This is a genomic window from Paeniglutamicibacter sp. ORCA_105 (assembly GCF_045798545.1).
Taxonomy (GTDB): Bacteria; Actinomycetota; Actinomycetes; order Actinomycetales; family Micrococcaceae; genus Paeniglutamicibacter; species Paeniglutamicibacter sulfureus.
Genome location: NZ_JBIXLM010000014.1, coordinates 1 through 17,852, shown reverse-complemented (window position 1 = coordinate 17,852; position 17,852 = coordinate 1). Strand labels below are relative to the sequence as shown.

Sequence of the window (17,852 nt, the reverse complement as noted above, 5' to 3'; positions counted from 1 at the left end):
CGGGATCCGGGGCCCTTGCATGCCCATCCGCTGTTGAGCCCTGGGTGCCCGAATTCATGGCCAAATGCATTTCAGGGGTGACTGTTGCATTCTGTGAGACCCGGAAACGCCAACGGCTATCGCTGGGCTTTCCGGGCAGTGCACCGTTGCGCGAAACTCGCTGTGGCCGGAGTTTGCGGCGTGCCGGCCGTGCCGACCAGTGGGGGATGCCGCATGGCGGCAAGATCACTTCCTGTCGGAAAAGCAGAAGGTCCGGTTCGCTTTAGCAAACCGGACCTTCTTGTATGTGCACCCCTCGGGACTTGAACCCGAAACCCATTGATTAAGAGTCAATTGCTCTGCCAATTGAGCTAGAGGTGCGACTGTTGTTTCGCTGGGAGTTCGTGGCTCCCGCGCTCTGCAACGACATGAAACTATACCAGCTTGCGGGCGGAAAGCAAACCGAATCGATCCTTTGGGATCGAGGTCACAAATATTGCCTTGAGTAGGGTCGTTGGAACATTTGGCTGGCGCGGGGGAGACGCGTCATGTGTGCCCGTCTTAGCGACGCGGAGCGTTTTGCCCTTGGGGCGGCGTATTGGGCCAACTTAGGCTAAGTCCTATGAAGCCAATCCACGTTGTGTCATTTCCCAATACCGAACTTCTGGACGCCGTGGGCCCGTTGCCCGACGGGATCAAGGCAGGCGTCTGGGACATTGCCGGGGAACCGGACGGGGTGGAGCTCGATGAGATCGACGTGGCCGTCTTCCCGTACATGGCCAACATGTCGATGCTCAAGGGCATCGGGCGGGCCGCGAATCTCCAACTAGTTCAGACGCAGACCACCGGATTCGACGGCGTGCACGAGTTGGTGGGCCCCGATGTCGCTGTCGCCACGGCGGCCGGAGTCCACGCCGCAGCAACCGCCGAGCTGGCCGTGGGCCTGGCCCTGGCTTCGCTGCGCGGCATTGGCGAGGCAGTGCGCGACCAGGCTGAGGGCCGTTGGAACCCCCGGCGCTGGCCGGGCCTGGCGGACCGCAGGGTCGCCATCGTGGGCGTCGGCGGCATCGGTGAGGAAATCCGCAAGCGGCTGGTGCCGTTCGAAGTCGAAATGAGCCGTTTCGGCACCCGCGCCCGCACCGATGCCCACGGCGAGGTCCTGGCGATCGACGACCTGCTGGACCATGCCAAGGACATCGAGGTGCTGATCCTGATCGTGCCCCACAACCCGGGCACCCACCACCTGGTGGACGCCGAGTTGTTGGCCGCCCTGCCCGACGACGCGTTGATCGTGAATGTGGCCCGCGGCCCGGTTGTCGACACCGATGCACTCGTTGCGGAATTGAGCACGGGCCGGCTGCGCTGCGCCTCCGATGTCTTCGATCCCGAACCCCTGCCTGGGGACCACCCGATCTGGAGCTTGCCCAACGCTTTGATTGTTCCCCACAACGGCGGCAACACCGAGGCCTTTCTTCCGCGCATGACGGCTCTGCTGAAGCGCCAGTTGGTCGCATGGGCCAACGGAACCGAACCGGAGAACTTGGTCCTGAAACCGGAATAGGCGAAAGGGTCGGGCATGGCCGGGGATTGCCCGCAGCAGAGACCGACACTGTGCCACGTGCACTTTCCTTGACGTGCCCTGGGGACCCGGGCCTACGGTGGAGGTGGCGGCGTCTGCAAGACGAGCCACCTCCACGCAAACATGCGAAACGCCGCCGAAAGTCAACATTCCATCGCACGCGCCCCACTGCGGGCACGGAACGAAAGCGGGTTCTGACATGTTCACTCCAACTCCTGAAGCGCCGGGCGAATCCGGTCCGAAGCAAAGCGCCCGGCCCACCCATCCGCAGGGAACTGCGCTGACCACCAGCCAAGGGACACCGCTGCGGGATACCGACCACTCGCTTAAGGCCGGCCCGCGTGGCCCGATCCTGCTGCAGGATCACCACCTGCGGGAAAAGATCACCCACTTCGACCATGAACGGATCCCCGAGCGCGTGGTCCACGCCCGCGGCGCCGGGGCCCACGGCCGGTTCATCAGCTACGGCACCGGCTCGCGGATCTGCAGTGCCGGGTTCCTGGCCGACGGCGTGGAAACCCCGGTGTTTGTCAGGTTCTCCACCGTCGCCGGATCGCGAGGATCGGCCGACACTGTCCGAGACACTCGCGGTTTCGCCACCAAGTTCTACACCGAAGAGGGCGTGTTCGATCTGGTGGGGAATAACATTCCGGTGTTCTTCATCCAGGACGGCATCAAGTTCCCCGATGTCGTGCACTCCGTGAAGCCCCACCCGGACCTGGAGATACCCCAGGCGCAGTCCGCCCACGACACGTTCTGGGATTTCGTTTCCGAACACACCCAGGCCCAGGCCCACACGATGTGGTTCATGAGTGACAGGGGCATCCCGCGGTCGTACCGCATGATGGAGGGATTCGGAGTCCACACCTTCAAGATGGTCGCCCCTGACGGGGCGACCTCGCTGGTGAAGTTCCACTGGAAGCCGCGGCTTGGCGTGCACTCCCTGGTGTGGGAGGAGGCTTTGCTGGCCAATGGCGCCGATCCCGACTTCCACCGCCGCGACCTCGCCGAGGCCATCAAGGCAGGTGCATTCCCGGAATGGGAACTGGGCGTCCAGGTCTTCGAGGACAACGAGGAGCAGATGTTCAAAGGCATCGACTTGCTGGATCCCACCAAGTTCGTTCCCGAGGAGCTCGCTCCTGTCCAACTGATCGGCAAGATGGTCCTGGACCGGAATCCGGCCAACTACTTCGCCGAGACCGAGCAGGTCGCCTTCCACCCCGGGCACCTGGTGCCGGGCATCGACGTCACCAACGACCCGCTGCTCCAGGTGCGGCTCTTCTCCTACATCGATACCCAGATCACGCGCCTGGGCGGGCCGAACTTCTCGCAGTTGCCCATCAACCTGCCGCACGCGCCGGTCAATGACATGTTGCGCGACGGCATGCACCAGACGTACGTGCACGACGGCATCGCGCCCTACCACCCCAATTCGCTGGACGGCGGCTGTCCCTTCATGGCCGGCGAGGGGGACAACACCCGCGCGCCGTTCATCGACGTTCCCGAGCATGTCGCCGAGGCACTCAAGGAACGTGGCAACCCGGTGTCGTTCGAGGACCACTTCAGCCAGGTGACGATGTTCTACCGTTCACTGGACACACAGGAACAACTGCATGTCCAACAGGCCTACTCGTTTGAACTGGGCAAGTGCGCCAGCGAACAGGTCCGCAAACGCCAACTGCAGGCCTTGGCCAACATCGATGCCGGGCTGTGCGCTGCTGTTGCGCATGAACTTGGCCTGCCTGCCCCCGAGGCAGACACCGAAGTGCCGGAAGCCGAGCTTTGCCCCTCGGTCTCGCAAATGGGTGGGATGTGGCCGGTCGAGGGCAGGGTGCTTGGCATCGTGGCAAGTCATTCCACCCCGGCGAAAACCATTGAGTTGCTGGTGGCCAACGCCAACCTGCAGGGCCTGAAGCCACTGCTGCTGGCACCCACCGGTGGCAGCCTCGCGGACGGTTCCCCCGTGGACCGTACGCTGCTCACTGCCCGGTCCATCGAGTTCGACGCCATAGTGGTCGCCGCGGCGTTGTCCCCGGCACCGGATTCCAGGGTCGATCTTGACGCCAAGGCAGGGGCCATCCGCCCCCCGGGCGCCGAAGACCTGGACCCGCGATTGGTGTTGCTGCTACACGAGGCGTACCGGCAAGGCAAGGCCATCGTGACAGTGGAGCAGTCCGAGGGTTTCTTTGAGGACATCGGGCTGCCCGCGATGGGCCCCGGGCTGGTGACGGCCACCACCGAATCAGCGATCCAGGACACGGCAACGCTGCTGGCATCGCACCGGGCCTGGGAGCGGTTCGACATCCCGACTTCCTAGGCGGAGGCCGCGAACGGCATAACAACGGCGGGTGAGGAAGAAGACTTCCGCACCCGCCGTTGATCCGCCGGAGTCTGGCCTAGGCACCGCTCAGGCGTGGCTGTGGTTGCCTGGAGGCCGTATACGAAGGTTCGAGGCCGACCGGCGTGGCTGCGTGTGCATGGGCAGCGGTGCTGCGCCGTTTCGGCGAACCGGTGTAGCGGACCTTGTCCATCGGTTTGAGCGCCGCCGTCTGCGCTGACAGGAAACGATCCTGCCAGGCCTCCGGAATCATACGCCGGTACTGTGGATGATCGGCTATGAACAGCCGCATGGCCGGGCAGAACGGCATGACGGCCAGTCGCCGGCGGTGTGCATCATCCAGCACGTGGAGCAACAGCTCCTCGATGAGTTCGGCAGACTTATATCGACGTTTGAGCTGTGTGTAGTGCAGCCAAAGTTCGTCGCCCTGCATGCTGTATTGGACGAAACCGGCCAAATCTCCCAACTCGTAGAGCTGGTATCGGAGCAATTCCTGGTTGTTCTCAATGACCCTCATCGCGCCAACCTGCGCTCTGCGGACAGGGGGCTGAGGGCGTGCCCGGCCGAGCCTGGTCCATGCGGAGTACTGGAGGGTAGGAATCGTACTGCGGGTTCACACGGCGATAAGCCAACAGGCAGTTTCATGGAGTGCTCCATTTTCGAAGGATCCACGGCCCACTGCTGAACCACTTTTAGATTACAAAGAAGTGCCGATGAAGGCAATACCGCGAAAGTTTCGTATCGTTCGTTGAAACACTGGAGCTTGTTTCGTCCAATTCTGGCCCTCGCGGTGGAGCGGGTTGAGCCCGCTCCCGTGTGTGACACTGGCACCGAGCCGTTAGCCGCCGTACCGAGAGCATTTCCGCGTCCATTCGTTGGGACGAAGGCTCGATGAAGAATGGAGCACGCAAGGGGACTCTGGAGTATTCGCGAATGACACGGACCACGTTGCCGGCTCGCCGGCCGAAATCCCGGGCGGCGTGCCGTTGAACAGGTCGAAACACCGCGGGGCCCGCAGGGAAATCCTGCGGGCGCAACTCAACGGGTGTTGGTGGGGCGGGCCCTATTATGGCCGGCGCTCAGTCGAGCGAGATGAACTTGACGAGATCGCCGACCCTGTCTTCGGGGTAGTTCTTGGCAATGTCGGCTTGGCTGAGCATTCCGACCAGTTCATGTCCGTCAATGACGGGAAGTCTCCTGACCTGGTGGGTCTGCATGGTGGAGATGGCTTCCTCAATGCTGTCGTCGGCACCGATGGTAACGGGCTTGCCCTCGCCCAGTTCTCCGGCTCGGGTAGTACGCGGGTCTCCGCCCTGGGCCACGCACTTGGTGACAATGTCCCTGTCGGAAATGATCCCCTTCAACCGGTTGTCCTCCCCACAAATCGGCAATGATCCGACATCGAGTTGAAGCATCTTGCGTGCTGCTTCTTCCAGCGTTTCATTTTCCCCGATGCATTCGGCCGAGCCCGTCATGATTTCTCGTGCGGTTGCCATTGTTCCTCCTGCGTGTTTGATTCCGTGTGTTGGTGATTGGGGCTGGCAACGGAGAGTATCCCTGTTGTTGCCTTCGAGGGCTCGGCGCGGATCCATGGTTCAAGACCCCACCGGATTGTGCTTCTTCACCAAATCACCGGAAACCTTTGCGGGGTTCATGCTTCGTTCGCGCAAGGTTGGCCGTCGGCGCTTGCCGGACAAGCAGCCGCGACCCGGAAAGACGGCGAATGGATGTAGCGGGTGGAGGGGCCAGGGACGAACCAACCCTGGATGGCCGGCCTGGCGGTGCCTGGGGACGACCGGTGTTCAACAGTCCAAACGCTACGCAGCACAGCGCGGCCATGTCTAGGGAATTGCACCTTGTCGACCGGCGCATGGCCATGGCCTGCCGCGAGGGGGAACTTGCTTCGTTGGGGCACAAAGGCTGGCCATCGGGGCAGGGCCACGGCACAGTTGAAGGCAAGGGAAAGGAATTGCCCATGGCAACGCGTGCCAAGGAACAGACTGTCTCGGTGGCGGGCAGGCGGCTAAAGGTCAGCAATCTGGACAAGGTGCTCTACCCGGAGACCGGGACCACGAAGGGCGAAGTCATGCAATACTTCGCGGATGTGGCCACCGTCCTGATTCCGCAGGCGGCGTGGCGGCCGGCAACGCGCAAGCGCTGGGTCGACGGAGTCGGGACCGGGGAGAAGCCGGGCAAGGTGTTCTTCCGCAAGGACCTGGAGGACTCTGCCCCCGAATGGATCCCGCGGGCCAACATCACCCACAAGGACCACGTGAACACCTACCCGATGGTCAACGAGCCCGCGGTGCTGGCGTGGTTCGCGCAGTTGGCTGCCCTCGAGGTCCATGTGCCGCAGTGGCGCTTTGACGAACACCTGAAGCCGATGAATCCGGACCGGATGGTGTTGGACCTGGACCCGGGACCCGGTGCGGGACTGGGCGAATGCGCCGAGGTCGCCTTCCTGTGCCGGGAACTACTCGAGGGAATGGATCTGGTCGCCTACCCGGTGACGTCCGGGTCCAAGGGCATCCACCTCTATGCCGCACTAGATGGAAAACACACCTCCGAACAGGTCTCGCTGGTGGCCAAGGAGCTGGCGTCCCAACTGCAGAGAGAACGCCCGGATCTGGTGGTCTCCGACATGAAGAAGTCCCTGCGCGAAGGCAAGGTGTTGCTGGACTGGAGCCAGAACAGCGTCGCCAAGACCACTATCTGTCCATATTCTCTGCGCGGACGGACACATCCCACGGTGGCGGCACCGCGGACCTGGGACGAGATCGGTCAACTCAGGCTGGCCCAACTCGACTTCCATGAGGTCCTGGAGCGAGTGCAGGATTCCATCGATCCCATGGCAGCGCTGGGCAAGATCCCCGTGGCCACCCCTGACAGACTGGCCGAATATCGATCCAAGCGCGACCCGGACCAAACCCCAGAGCCGGTTCCGGCACCCGCGCCCCACCCTGCGGGACCCGGAAGCCGCTCCACCTTCGTCATTCAGGAACACCACGCACGAGCCTTGCACTGGGATTTCAGGATCGAGCATTCTGGCGTGTTGGTCTCCTGGGCCGTGCCCAAGGGCCCGCCGCTGGAACCCAAGAAGAACCGGCTTGCTGTCATGACCGAGGACCACCCGCTTGACTACGCCGAGTTCGAGGGCGAGATCCCGCGCGGGCAATACGGTGCAGGGACCGTCAAGCTCTGGGACTCCGGGGACTGCGAGATCGAGAAATGGCGGGAGGACTCCGAAGTGATTGCCGTGCTTCACGGCCGCCCGGACGGGGGACTGGGCGGGGTGCCGCGGCGATACGCGCTGATCAACACGCCGGGGATGGGGGATGCGAAGAACTGGCTGTTGCAGCTGATGAAGGACCAGCCCAAGCCGCAGAAACCACCCGCGCCCGATCCGGAAGCCCACGACGAGGTGCCCGAAGCCCGGTCCACCGCCGTGCCGGCACCAATGCTCGCCCAGGCAGGAACCGAGGAAGACATCGACGCGGACGGGGCGTGGGTTTTTGAAATGAAATGGGACGGGTACCGCGCATTGGCCACGGTTGACGGAGCCACGGCGACCCTGCGCAGCCGCAATGGCCAGGCCCTCGAGGGACGTTACCCCGAACTGCAGGAAATTGCGGGACTGGCCCCGGACGGGGCCGTGTTGGACGGGGAAATTGTTGCACTTGACGCCGCCGGCCGCCCCAATTTCGGGTTGCTGCAAACCCGCAACTCCGGCAACGGTGGGAAGAGCGCCAAAGCGGCGCCGGTGCACTTGATGCTGTTCGACGCCCTGCGTTTGCCGAACGCCAAGACCGGGAAACTGGAAGACCTCACGGACCGGTCCTACGCCGACCGGCGCAAGCTGTTGGTCTCCCAGGTACGCACGGGCAAGCACGTGCACATCCCCGAGGCCCATGATGGTTCCCTGCAAGAGGCATTGGAAACCAGCACGGAACTCGGATTGGAAGGAATCGTGGCCAAGCGGCTCGATGGCCGCTACCGCCCGGGAAAGCGCTCGGGGGACTGGATGAAAGTCAAACACGACCGCCACCAGGAAGTCGTTGTTATTGGTTGGCGCCATGGGAAGGGCAACCGCGCAGACACGGTGGGATCCTTATTGCTGGCAGTTCCCAAGGGAGGCGAACTGCATTACGCCGGGCGGGTGGGCACCGGATTCACCGACCGACAACTGGAAGCCGCCCGGACCAAGCTGGAGAAGCTGCGGCGCAAGACACCGGCGGCCAAGGACGTGCCGGCCGCCGACAGCCATGACGCGGTATGGGTTTCGCCCAAGCTCGTCGGCGAGGTGCGCTATGGCGAGACGACCGGGGGCGGCAGGTTGCGCCATCCGGTGTGGCGCGGCTGGCGCGAAGACAAGGACCCGGCCCAGGTGGTCTGGGAAGACTGAGCCGCTGCAAGGCGGGTTCCGTGGCGCGCCGGACACAAGAAGGGCGCCGGCCCCTCGACATCCCCCTGGGAAATGGGGGGGGAAGCAAGGCCGCCGGTGCCCTTCCTCCGGGCACAGCCCGGGTTATTCGCCGAGGTCCGGATCCACGCCCTCGGTCGTGTCGTCGGCGTGCAACTTGACGGCTCCCAGATTCCGCTCGTGGGGTCCAGCGGCACGGCGAAGCACGATCACGACGAGGACCCCGATGACTGCCAGGGTGCCGAGGACGGCCAACACCCGACCACGGCCCTTGTGCTTGCTGCCTGCCTTCCGCTGGGCGTTGCGCAAGGCCAGTTCGACAGCTTTCCGGGCACGGCGGGCCGTCTTGCGGTTACCCGTCACGGTGGCCACGACCTCCTCGGATGCCCGGGCCAGCCCGGCCGGGTCCATCCGGTCCACGGCGTGGCGCACGGAGGCCTCCAACTGGCTGGGATACTCCTGCTTTGCCTTCTCCGCCCAGTGCTTGAGTTGGGTCTGGATCGTCTTCATCTGTTTTTCGAGATCATGCATCGTTGGATCCTCTCTGCTGTTGACATGTGAAACTACGTTCGCCCACAACGGATGCGATTTTGGTCAGGATTCCAGGCGCTTGGCCGCGGTACCTGCGCGGCTTCGCAACTGGATGATGCGTACCGCCGCGACAATGGCCACGACGACTGCCCCGCCCACGGCCGCAAGCAACATGGACACACCAAGGGCCATCTGCCCTTGGAATCCGAGGAAGTTGACGGTCGCCTGGGTCTGGTTCTGCATCATGAATATCACCAGGAGGATCAGCACCACGATGGCGACGATGGTGAATGTCCAAATCACCCCTGCACGTGTCGTCGCCGTGACGTTCTTGGTTGGCCGATGACGGATGGGTTTACCGGACACGGCGTCCGGTTCGGCACGTTTCCCCGGGTTTTCAACCATTTGCTTCCCCATTTCTCGGTGCGGTGCCGAATCGAAGGAACTGCGGGAGGATGCCCTGGAGGCCGGGATCAGGGCCCCTGTGGCCAACATATGCGCATCGCCACGAAGTGGCAAGGGGATTGCGATGCTCCCTCAGGAACCGTGTTCTCCGGCATGCTCCACGTGGCGCTGCGCCAGCTTTCGAAGATACCCAGCGAAGCCGGACCCCACTCTTCCCTGCATCCGCCCGGAGGTGATCGCGTGGATTTTTCCGGTGGCCGTGACCCTGGCCCCGCTTCTGCGCAGCTTTTCAACCAACAGGACGTCCTCGCTCACCGGAACCGGATCAAACCCGCCCACCGCGCAATATGCGGAGGCCCGGAAACCCAGGTTTGCCCCGTGGATGTGGCCATGGCCTTCCCCGCGGTCATGGTCTCGCCACCACAATGCATAAAATGCCTGGTCCATGTCGGCGCTGTCGGGCTCCACGGTGCCGGCGATGACGTCTGACCCGGACTCCGCCAGCTTCACGGCGCGAGTCAACCAGTGCACCGGGACCCGGGTATCGGCATCCGTGCAGGCAATCCAGATGCGTTCCGGCGAATGACGCGCCGGGGTATCAGTGGCCAGGGATTCGAGGGCGAAATCTATTCCCGCTGCCCGGGTGGCCCCTACCACCCCGCATCCCACCGAAAGCACCGACAGACGCGGGTCGTTGGCAGCAAAGGATGCCGCGAGCGCCGGTGACGAATCCCGGCATTGGTCAAGGACCACGGTGAGCCGAATCTCGAGCTCGGGCCTGGCACGGTTCAACCGGTCCATGGCCTTGCCCAGACGCAAGAGGCATGCGCCAAGCAATTCCTCCTCGTTGCGTGCAGGCACCACAATGACGATCGCCGAGAGCCTGTCATCCATCGTTCCCGCCTGCCTTTTCGAGGACTTCCAGCACAAAATCTGTTTCCCGGTGCAGCACCTTGGTCGCCAGACCCAGACCTTGCGCGGCGGCATGCACCTGGGCACCGTCCATCGGCCAGCCGCTCACCGGATGCAGCCAGTGGCACAGAAGAAGGTGCCCTCCCGCGGAAAGCGCCTCGAGACAACGCGCGTACAAGAGGTCAAGTTCGTCGGCGGCCAGGAAATACCCGATTTCCGAGACCACGACCAGGTCCTGGGATCCGGGCATGACATCGGGCCACTCGTGGGGCAGTACCGCTTGACTGAGCACCACGTGGTTGAAGCCGGCCAGGCGAGGGGCCGCTGATTCCAGGGCAACCCGGCTCGCATCAACGGCCAGCAGGGTGTCGGCACGTTGTGCAAGGTCCCGGCTCAACACCCCGATCGAACAACCGAGCTCTATGACGGCGCCGTACCGGGACCGGGGAAGCGACGCGAGCGTGATCGCGCGCTTGCGACGTTCGTAGGCGCTTCCCAAGTAATCCCATGGATCGGGCCGACGCTCATACAGTCCGTCAAAGGTGGCGGATGCCGTGGCGGAATCCCGATATCCCGGGGGAGTGAACCGAAACGTTTCAATGGTGCGTCGGAAGTGTTGAAGGAAGGAGTCCTGAAGCAGCGGCGCGTCCTGCGGTGCATCGGACAGCGGAGCCACTTGGGAACGGTGGGATTCGGTGGCCCGTGTCTTGGCCCGGGTCGTGTCGGCATCCATGGCCAGCGAACCCCAGTGCTCCCACTCGGTGTCCCGCTCCGGCGTGGCCCAGTGCCAGTACCAGATGGGGTATTCCAGCAGGCCGTGGCCCAGTTCGTCGGCTAGGCTTGCCGCCAGCGCACCGAGCGCGTCGTGGTCGGTATGGCCGTCGCGGCGGTATGGGGCCACCAGCGTGGTCCGGCCCTTGGCCGTCGCCTTCCTGATGGCGGACTGGATCTGCCGACTGTGAGACGCCAGCGAGCCGTCCGGCAGGCCCAGGGTTTCGAAGGTGAGGGTGCCGGCGCCGGGGGAGTCGGGAGTGAGCTCCCCGAGTGCCTGGGCCAGTTCTGCGACCCGAATGCCGGCGAGGCGTTCGGGCGAGTGGGTGGGTGAATCCGGGTGGGACGCCTCGCCGGCGGTGGCCACGATCACGTGGACTGCCGTTCCGGCGCGCAGCGCCTGGTGGATCAGTCCCGCCGCGCCGAGCGTTTCGTCGTCCGGGTGCGCGGAGAGCACCACCAGTGAGTGTGCCGCCCCGGCAAAGCAGTCCATGGGAAGGGCGGGCAATTTTGTCACGCCGGCTGCCAGCCAGAGGGTTTCCTCGGTGCCGGGTTCCAGGTGGGTAAAGCTCACCATGGGCACGAACCTCCTTCCGCCGCTTTGGGGGCCTTCAACAGCAGCCCGCCCAGTGCTGCGTCGTCGCGGGAGGCATGGTGTTGCCGGATGTAGATTCCCAGGTCGGCCACCCTTCGGGCATGTTGGTGGTCGAAGCCCAGGGGACCGGGTCCCATGGCCTGCCCTGCAATGGCGATGATGCGTTCGCATATCCCCGCCACATGTCCACGCACCCGCTGGGCGGAAACCTCGTCGAGGCTTCCCTGGTCGGCCGCCTGCGCCGCGCAGTGAAGCATGGCAGCCCCGGAGGCCAGCATTCGGTCGGCTTCGCCAAGCCAAGCCAGGGCCAACTGGTCGGGTTCGCGAGACTGGGCGGAGCGGAAGAGGTCGCGGAAGATCCCGACCGCGCCGCCGAACCAGCAGGCGGCGACTCCGACGCCCCCGACGGCGAATCCGGGCCGGTCCAGGTACCAATCGGTCGGACCAACGGGAAGGGCCGGGGCACGGTCAAATTGCACTGCCTCGCTGTGGATCTTGTTCAGGCCGTGACTGGCCCAGTGACCATGGTGCGCGATCACGCCAGGTTGCTTCAGGTCCACCATGAAGGCTCGGCGCCCGCCGGGGACATGGGCCGTGACGACGGCACGGTCCAGTGTCGCGGCCAGGGAGCACCATGGCTTTTGTCCTTCCAGAACCCAGGGGCCTGACGGTTGTGCCGGGGCGGCGGCAACAAGCTTGGGCCGGCCCTCGGCGGCAAAGACTCCCCAGGTGCTTCCGGCGGGCCAGGGGAGTCCCGCCTGCGCGAGGATTCCCGCGGCGTCCAGATGCGGCTCAACCGTTCGGGCGGCCGCGAGGTCGACGCAGGCCAGCGTGGCCAGGAACTCCCACAGGTCGACAGTTCGCCCGTCGCCGGGTGTGGGCGGCGACTCGACGGAGGAGGCCAGTAGTCCGAGTATCGGCACCGGATCGCCGGCGCACGTATAGGCGGCATCGACCAGAGCAGGTGCCAGATCCCATTCCAGGCGCGAAGTTGTTGCCAGTGAAGTGAAGGCGACGGTGGCCGGCTCCTTCGGGCCTGTTGCCGACCTGGATCCGCGTGCCGTTATTTCAGTGCCGCCAATGTGGTGTTGCGTCAGTCGTGGCTCGCTCAACATTGTCATTCTCCTTCCGTGGCGGTTTCGTGATGCGGGGTGCCCACGGGCTTTGACTCGGCCGAGCCGCGCTGGCGCAGGAAGATGGAGAGGGTGACCATGCTGCCCACGGCCAGGAACTCGGATTGCCAGTTCTGCAGTGTCCGGTCCCAGAAATCGGCGCTGGTCACATAACCGAACCACCCGACCTCCGGCTGCCCGTGTTCCAGTTGGTCGGCATTAAACACCACGGTCCCGGCCACCGATTGCAACCACCACGAAAGCAGGAAAACGGCTCCCATGACCAAAAGCAAGGAATTGGAGTACACGAGCCGCCGCCAGCCATCTGCCTTGGCCCATTTGGGGGAATCCGGTTTGGCGAAGCGACCCACCATTTGGTTCTCGTCGCTGTCGGGCCCCTCGTCGCCTGGCTTCTTGGACTCGGGCGAACCATGCTGGACAAACCATATTGTCGCAAAAATGAAGAGGAAGAACTGCAGGTACTCCGACTGCCAGTTCTCCGCGACATCGACAACGAAATTGCTCGATGTCACGAATTCCCAGTATCCGAGGCCAGCGGCTCCGTGGGCGATCTGGTCTTCGTTGTAAACCGCAAGTCCCGCAAATGACTGGCCCACGAGGGCGCCGATGAAAAGAACCGCGAAACAGATGCTGAGCCCTTGGTTTCTGATTGCTTTGGCCACTGACAATCACCGCCCGGAAAAACTGACGATGGCCATGAACGTAAGCCCGCTCAGTATCATTCCAAGCCACAAAGCAAATTGAGTCCTCATGACGCGAGCGTATGGCCTACGGCTATCCACGTAAAGGGAACTGCGTTTCGGCACTGCGAACAAGGGCACAGATGACGTCACCTGAGGCAACACGCTCACGGGAGCGGGGACAAAGACGCCCGCTGGCCGATGGAAAATCAACATTGCAACGCCGTTTGTCAACGGTTCCTGCAGTTAAGGAGGAAGATGGGTTGCCCCGGCGTTGGCCGCGGCAACCCACCCCCCCATGTGCAGCGGTCAGGCCTTCTTGCGCGTCAACAGTCCCCAGATAATGAGGACAAGCAACGCTCCGCCGATGGCCAGCAACCATGTTGAGAGCGACCAGAACTCGTTGATCCCAACACCGAAGATTGCCGATCCGATCCAGCCGCCGAGAACGGCGCCGACGATTCCGAGCAGAAGGGTGGCGATCCAGCCGCCACCTTGGTCACCCGGTTTGATTGCCTTTGCAATGGCTCCGGCAATCAGTCCTAGAACAATCCAACCAATGAAACCCATAACTTTTCTCCTTTTCGGATGAAGGTCCAGTTTCAGCATCATTGTGGCGATGCACTCTTTGACCCTACAACGAAGAAAGTGCAGATGGATAGCTAAATGTAACGTCGGGAAAACGGTAACCCTCGATCGGTCGACGCTCCACCGGGTCGATGGCATCAGCATGGATCGCGTCAGGCTCCGACTGCCGGAGCACCTTTTTACGAGACGGCCGCAAAACGAATTCTGTGCAGTCTTGTGCCAACCACGCAGAAGCATTTCCTTTGGCAAATGTCCGATTATCCCGGCCAACAAGGATGGCACACTCCACCACGAGGGGGGAGAGGACTGAATGGCCCGGAGCGACACAGCTGCCCAACTGCTTCCTGAAAGGCTTGATGGGCCGCCGGGAAGAGCGATCTGGATGCGACTGCGCTGACGATTGCGCGACTGAGAGGCGGCACCTGCGACAATCCTGCCGGGAGCCCGCGGAACCGTTGCGCACACGAAGTGCCCGGCCTACGGTGGACACAAGATCCAAGGCCGAGTGCCAATGAGGACGGGAGTGCCAGTGCAAGAACTTTCGCAGCTTTCCGAACGAACAGCCCTGCTTATCGTTGACATGCAAAATGCGTTCTTCGAGGACCCCATCCTGGCGCGACACCGCGAATCCCTGGTGCGGCACTGCAATGAACTTGCCGGGCTCGCGCGTTCGATGGGGATGCCCATCTTCAATGTCAGGACCGAACATGCGCGGGACAAAAGCACATGGACACTCAGCATGCTCGATGACGACCAGGGATTCTTGTTCGAGGGCAGTGAACAGGCACAAAACCTGGTGGGCCTCGACGTCCGCGATTCCACGGAGATCATCAAGAGACGGGACAGTGCCTTTTGGCGGACGGACCTGAGCGAGCAACTGGACCGGCTTGGAGTGGAATCCGTCCTTATGGCTGGCGTTTCGTCCCACACGTGCATTGCCTCGACAGCGGCGGACGCATATGCCGACGATCTTCGTGTCTGGCTGGTTTCCGACGCGATTGCCTCATCCGACCCCGATTTCGAAAAATCCACCTTGGGGCTGCTTCAAGCAGAGTACCGCCAACACATCGTCACCACCGACGCCCTACTCGCTGCCCACGATGGGCATCTGGCCAAGCAAGTCCAGGGGCGCGGCACGAAGTAGTCGAACCATTCGAAGCACGGCACTGAACAGGAACGGAGCATGATATGAGCACCCAGCCGGGACAACCCAGCAAGAAGTCCTTCTTCCAGAGGAGGGGAGCCCCGCTCATGGTCACCGGTGTCATCTTGGTGATTGTCTTTGGGCTATTCATCATGGCCGGGAAGCAGCCGGGCGAGGGTCTTGCCTCTCCCATGTGGATTGGCGTCCTCATTGGTCTGGGCATGGCGGGATACGGCCTATACCGGGCGTTGAAGGGACCCGGCATGCTCGACAACCCCAGGGGCGGGACAACCAACGAACCCATGTAGCCGGACCTCACAGCCACGGGCCCGCGGCAGGCCCCGCGGCCTTTCGTATCAGGAACCAGCAACTACCCAGCACAAGGAGTTCACCATGTCTTTGAATACCCCCGAACGCGAACCGGGCCGCGATGAAGAAGCAGAAGGAAAACCCATGGACGGCCGTGACGGACAACCTGTGCAGGAAGGCTCCTCCGACGATCCGCGAACCCTCGACACCATGGACCCGCTGCGCGATGAACATCGCGCAGCGGACGCGTTGAACGGCAACGAGGCGCGTGCCCAAGATGCGCTTCCATTGACTGAGGAGGGCCGGGCCGCGACGCAGGAAGACCTGGAAACTCCTGCCGGCGCGCGGGTTGAGGAACCCACCGATGCCGCAGGCCAGGAAGCCGGAGGTCTTGACGTCCTTGGCCGGCCCCTGCCGCCGGATGTCCCGGAGGGGGAACAGTTCTAACGAGGCGATTAACGGGTCCCTGTTCCTGGCCGCGGGCCAGACCTACGGAGTGATTGCGGGGTCGAGACTGTCCATGAACGCATTCATGAATTCAGCGAATTCTTGCGCGTCGTCATCCTGCGCGAGGATGCCGGAAGTCGGCTGTCGCGTGCCTTCGTGCCCGACCGCGGGGATATTCAGGGACAGCCGGGCCGGGACATTGAAGCGGTAGACGCGTCCGGTGCTGGTGCCGACCTCGTAGCCGCCGTCGAGGACCAATGCCACGTGGGAGACGTTGGTGTTGTTGACCGATACCGCGCGCTCAGTAGGCTGCAGGTTTTCGGGATTCAGCGGGCAAAGAATGAGTTCGGCCGGCTCGCGGCGGAAGCCGATCACCTTCAGCCCCGCGGATCCGGAGCTGCCCACGGCAGCCACCAGGTTGTAGCTGCCGTAGTTGGGGATCTGGGTGTCGAAAGCCTCGTGCAAGAGCTGCTTGAGGACGTCGTCGGATCCAACATTGAGTGTCTCCATGGCTTCCACCCTATCCAATGGAGGTTTCGAACACATGTCCCGTATACGCAGGGCGAAATATGTCGGTCCACCGTCACGGGTTCGGCCTAGGTGCCGGTCAGCCATACAATCAAGGGCATGAGCCAGGACACTGCCCCAGATATCAAGCCTCGCAGCCGCGTCGTGACCGACGGCATCCATGCAGCACCGGCCCGTGGCATGTTCCGCGCCGTCGGCATGGGGGATGACGATTTCGCCAAGCCGCAGATCGGCGTCGCGAGCTCGTGGAACGAAATCACGCCCTGCAACCTTTCGCTGAACCGCCTGGCCCAGGGCGCCAAGGAGGGCGTCCACGCCGGTGGCGGATTCCCGATGCAGTTCGGCACCATCTCCGTGTCCGACGGCATTTCCATGGGCCACGAGGGCATGCACTTCTCGCTGGTTTCCCGCGAGGTTATCGCCGACTCCGTCGAGGTTGTCATGCAGGCCGAGCGCATTGACGGCTCGGTGCTGCTGGCCGGTTGCGACAAGTCCCTCCCCGGCATGCTCATGGCAGCGGCCCGCTTGGACCTGGCTTCGGTGTTCCTCTACGCCGGATCGATCATGCCGGGCTGGGTCAAGCTGGAAGACGGATCCGAAAAGGAAGTCACCCTGATTGACGCCTTCGAAGCCGTGGGTGCCTGCGCCGCCGGCAAGATGAGCCTCGAGGACCTCACCCGCATCGAAAAGGCGATCTGCCCCGGCGAAGGTGCCTGTGGCGGCATGTACACCGCCAACACCATGGCCTGCATCGGCGAGGCCCTGGGCATGAGCCTTCCGGGCTCCGCCGCCCCGCCCTCGGCTGACCGCCGCCGCGATGCGTTCGCCCGCGCCTCCGGCGAGGCAGTTGTTGAACTGCTGCGCAAGGGCATCACCGCCCGCGACATCATGACCAAGAAGGCCTTCGAGAACGCGATCGCCGTGACCATGGCCTTCGGCGGTTCCACCAACGCCGTGCTGCACCTGCTGGCCATCGCTCGCGAGGCCGAGGTGGACCTGACCCTGGCCGACTTCAACCGCATCGGCGACAAGATCCCGCACCTGGGCGACCTGAAGCCCTTCGGCCGCTACGTCATGACCGACGTGGACAAGATCGGCGGCGTGCCGGTGATCATGAAGGCCCTGCTGGACGCCGGCCTGCTGCACGGGGACTGCCTGACCGTCACCGGCAAGACCGTTGCCGAGAACCTCGAGGCGATCAACCCGCCGGATGTCGACGGCAAGATCCTGCGCGCGCTGGACAACCCGATCCACAAGACCGGTGGCATCACCGTGCTGCACGGCACCATGGCACCCGAGGGAGCCGTCGTTAAGTCCGCCGGCTTCGACGCCGACGTCTTCGAGGGCACCGCTCGGGTCTTCGACCGCGAGCAGGGAGCCCTGGCCGCTCTTGATGCCGGCGAGATCCACGCCGGCGACGTCGTGGTCATCCGCTACGAGGGACCCAAGGGCGGCCCGGGTATGCGCGAGATGCTTGCGATCACCGGCGCCAT

Annotated in this window: 17 protein-coding genes and 1 tRNA gene; 7 read left to right on the top strand and 11 right to left on the bottom strand. The window is 63.6% G+C overall.

Annotation, left to right across the window (positions count from 1 at the left end; translation table 11 throughout):
* Nucleotides 1-287: 287 nt before the first annotated feature.
* Nucleotides 288-360, bottom strand: a tRNA-Lys gene (locus ACIPUB_RS08870).
* A gap of 241 nt (nucleotides 361-601) precedes the next feature.
* On the opposite strand from ACIPUB_RS08870, the gene ACIPUB_RS08865 reads away from it, so the two are divergent.
* Both ACIPUB_RS08865 and ACIPUB_RS08860 read left to right on the top strand, forming a co-directional pair.
* Nucleotides 602-1,540 (top strand): 2-hydroxyacid dehydrogenase, encoded by a 939-nt coding sequence (locus tag ACIPUB_RS08865; RefSeq protein ID WP_407607036.1) that lies wholly within the window; start codon nucleotides 602-604, stop codon nucleotides 1,538-1,540.
* A gap of 217 nt (nucleotides 1,541-1,757) precedes the next feature.
* Nucleotides 1,758-3,875 (top strand): catalase, encoded by a 2,118-nt coding sequence (locus ACIPUB_RS08860; RefSeq protein ID WP_407607035.1) that lies wholly within the window; start codon nucleotides 1,758-1,760, stop codon nucleotides 3,873-3,875.
* A gap of 79 nt (nucleotides 3,876-3,954) precedes the next feature.
* On the opposite strand, the gene ACIPUB_RS08855 is transcribed toward ACIPUB_RS08860, so the two are convergent.
* Nucleotides 3,955-4,413 (bottom strand): GNAT family N-acetyltransferase, encoded by a 459-nt coding sequence (locus tag ACIPUB_RS08855; protein WP_407607034.1) that lies wholly within the window; start codon nucleotides 4,411-4,413, stop codon nucleotides 3,955-3,957.
* A gap of 562 nt (nucleotides 4,414-4,975) precedes the next feature.
* Nucleotides 4,976-5,392 carry a CBS domain-containing protein gene (locus ACIPUB_RS08850; protein ID WP_407607033.1) on the bottom strand — a complete coding sequence of 139 codons (417 nt, stop codon included), beginning with the start codon at nucleotides 5,390-5,392 and terminating at the stop codon, nucleotides 4,976-4,978.
* A gap of 479 nt (nucleotides 5,393-5,871) precedes the next feature.
* Here ACIPUB_RS08850 and ACIPUB_RS08845 point away from each other — a divergent pair, with 479 nt between their 5' ends.
* Entirely contained in the window at nucleotides 5,872-8,298 is a 2,427-nt protein-coding gene (locus ACIPUB_RS08845) for an ATP-dependent DNA ligase (RefSeq protein ID WP_407607032.1), read from the top strand.
* 123 nt (nucleotides 8,299-8,421) lie between these two features.
* Here ACIPUB_RS08845 and ACIPUB_RS08840 read toward each other — a convergent pair whose 3' ends face one another.
* From ACIPUB_RS08840 to ACIPUB_RS08810, 7 genes are all read right to left on the bottom strand, one after another.
* Nucleotides 8,422-8,847: a hypothetical protein gene (locus tag ACIPUB_RS08840; RefSeq protein ID WP_407607031.1), complete on the bottom strand. Its 426-nt coding sequence runs from the start codon at nucleotides 8,845-8,847 to the stop codon at nucleotides 8,422-8,424.
* A gap of 63 nt (nucleotides 8,848-8,910) precedes the next feature.
* The gene (locus ACIPUB_RS08835; protein WP_407607030.1) at nucleotides 8,911-9,150 is read right to left on the bottom strand and encodes a lipopolysaccharide assembly protein LapA domain-containing protein; all 240 of its coding nucleotides are present in this window, start codon (nucleotides 9,148-9,150) and stop codon (nucleotides 8,911-8,913) included.
* Nucleotides 9,151-9,384: 234 nt separating this feature from the next.
* Nucleotides 9,385-10,146 (bottom strand): glycosyltransferase, encoded by a 762-nt coding sequence (locus tag ACIPUB_RS08830; RefSeq protein WP_407607029.1) that lies wholly within the window; start codon nucleotides 10,144-10,146, stop codon nucleotides 9,385-9,387.
* Complete coding sequence (locus tag ACIPUB_RS08825; protein ID WP_407607028.1) at nucleotides 10,139-11,512, bottom strand: PIG-L family deacetylase; 1,374 nt, start codon at nucleotides 11,510-11,512, stop codon at nucleotides 10,139-10,141. Before ACIPUB_RS08825 ends, ACIPUB_RS08830 begins: the two co-directional genes overlap by 8 nt.
* Nucleotides 11,506-12,645: an acyl-CoA dehydrogenase gene (locus ACIPUB_RS08820; protein WP_407607027.1), complete on the bottom strand. Its 1,140-nt coding sequence runs from the start codon at nucleotides 12,643-12,645 to the stop codon at nucleotides 11,506-11,508. The genes ACIPUB_RS08825 and ACIPUB_RS08820 overlap by 7 nt, the downstream gene beginning before the upstream one ends.
* 2 nt (nucleotides 12,646-12,647) lie before the next feature.
* Nucleotides 12,648-13,325, bottom strand: coding sequence for a DUF6766 family protein (locus tag ACIPUB_RS08815; RefSeq protein ID WP_407607026.1), 678 nt, complete (start codon nucleotides 13,323-13,325; stop codon nucleotides 12,648-12,650).
* A 327-nt stretch (nucleotides 13,326-13,652) separates the two neighbouring features.
* Nucleotides 13,653-13,913, bottom strand: a complete 261-nt coding sequence (locus tag ACIPUB_RS08810) for a GlsB/YeaQ/YmgE family stress response membrane protein (RefSeq protein ID WP_302266451.1) — start codon at nucleotides 13,911-13,913, stop codon at nucleotides 13,653-13,655.
* A gap of 541 nt (nucleotides 13,914-14,454) precedes the next feature.
* Here ACIPUB_RS08810 and ACIPUB_RS08805 point away from each other — a divergent pair.
* From ACIPUB_RS08805 to ACIPUB_RS08795, 3 genes are all read left to right on the top strand, one after another.
* The gene (locus ACIPUB_RS08805; RefSeq protein WP_407607025.1) at nucleotides 14,455-15,075 is read left to right on the top strand and encodes a cysteine hydrolase family protein; all 621 of its coding nucleotides are present in this window, start codon (nucleotides 14,455-14,457) and stop codon (nucleotides 15,073-15,075) included.
* Nucleotides 15,076-15,119: 44 nt separating this feature from the next.
* Complete coding sequence (locus ACIPUB_RS08800) at nucleotides 15,120-15,383, top strand: hypothetical protein (protein WP_302265837.1); 264 nt, start codon at nucleotides 15,120-15,122, stop codon at nucleotides 15,381-15,383.
* A gap of 85 nt (nucleotides 15,384-15,468) precedes the next feature.
* Entirely contained in the window at nucleotides 15,469-15,831 is a 363-nt protein-coding gene (locus tag ACIPUB_RS08795; RefSeq protein WP_407607024.1) for a hypothetical protein, read from the top strand.
* Between the two features lie 42 nt (nucleotides 15,832-15,873).
* Here the strand turns inward: ACIPUB_RS08795 and ACIPUB_RS08790 are convergent, their stop codons facing one another.
* Nucleotides 15,874-16,341, bottom strand: coding sequence for a hypothetical protein (locus ACIPUB_RS08790; protein ID WP_302265840.1), 468 nt, complete (start codon nucleotides 16,339-16,341; stop codon nucleotides 15,874-15,876).
* Between the two features lie 117 nt (nucleotides 16,342-16,458).
* Here ACIPUB_RS08790 and ilvD point away from each other — a divergent pair.
* Nucleotides 16,459-17,852 (top strand): dihydroxy-acid dehydratase (gene ilvD, locus ACIPUB_RS08785; RefSeq protein ID WP_407607023.1); only part of this gene is annotated, 1,394 nt, incomplete at its 3' end.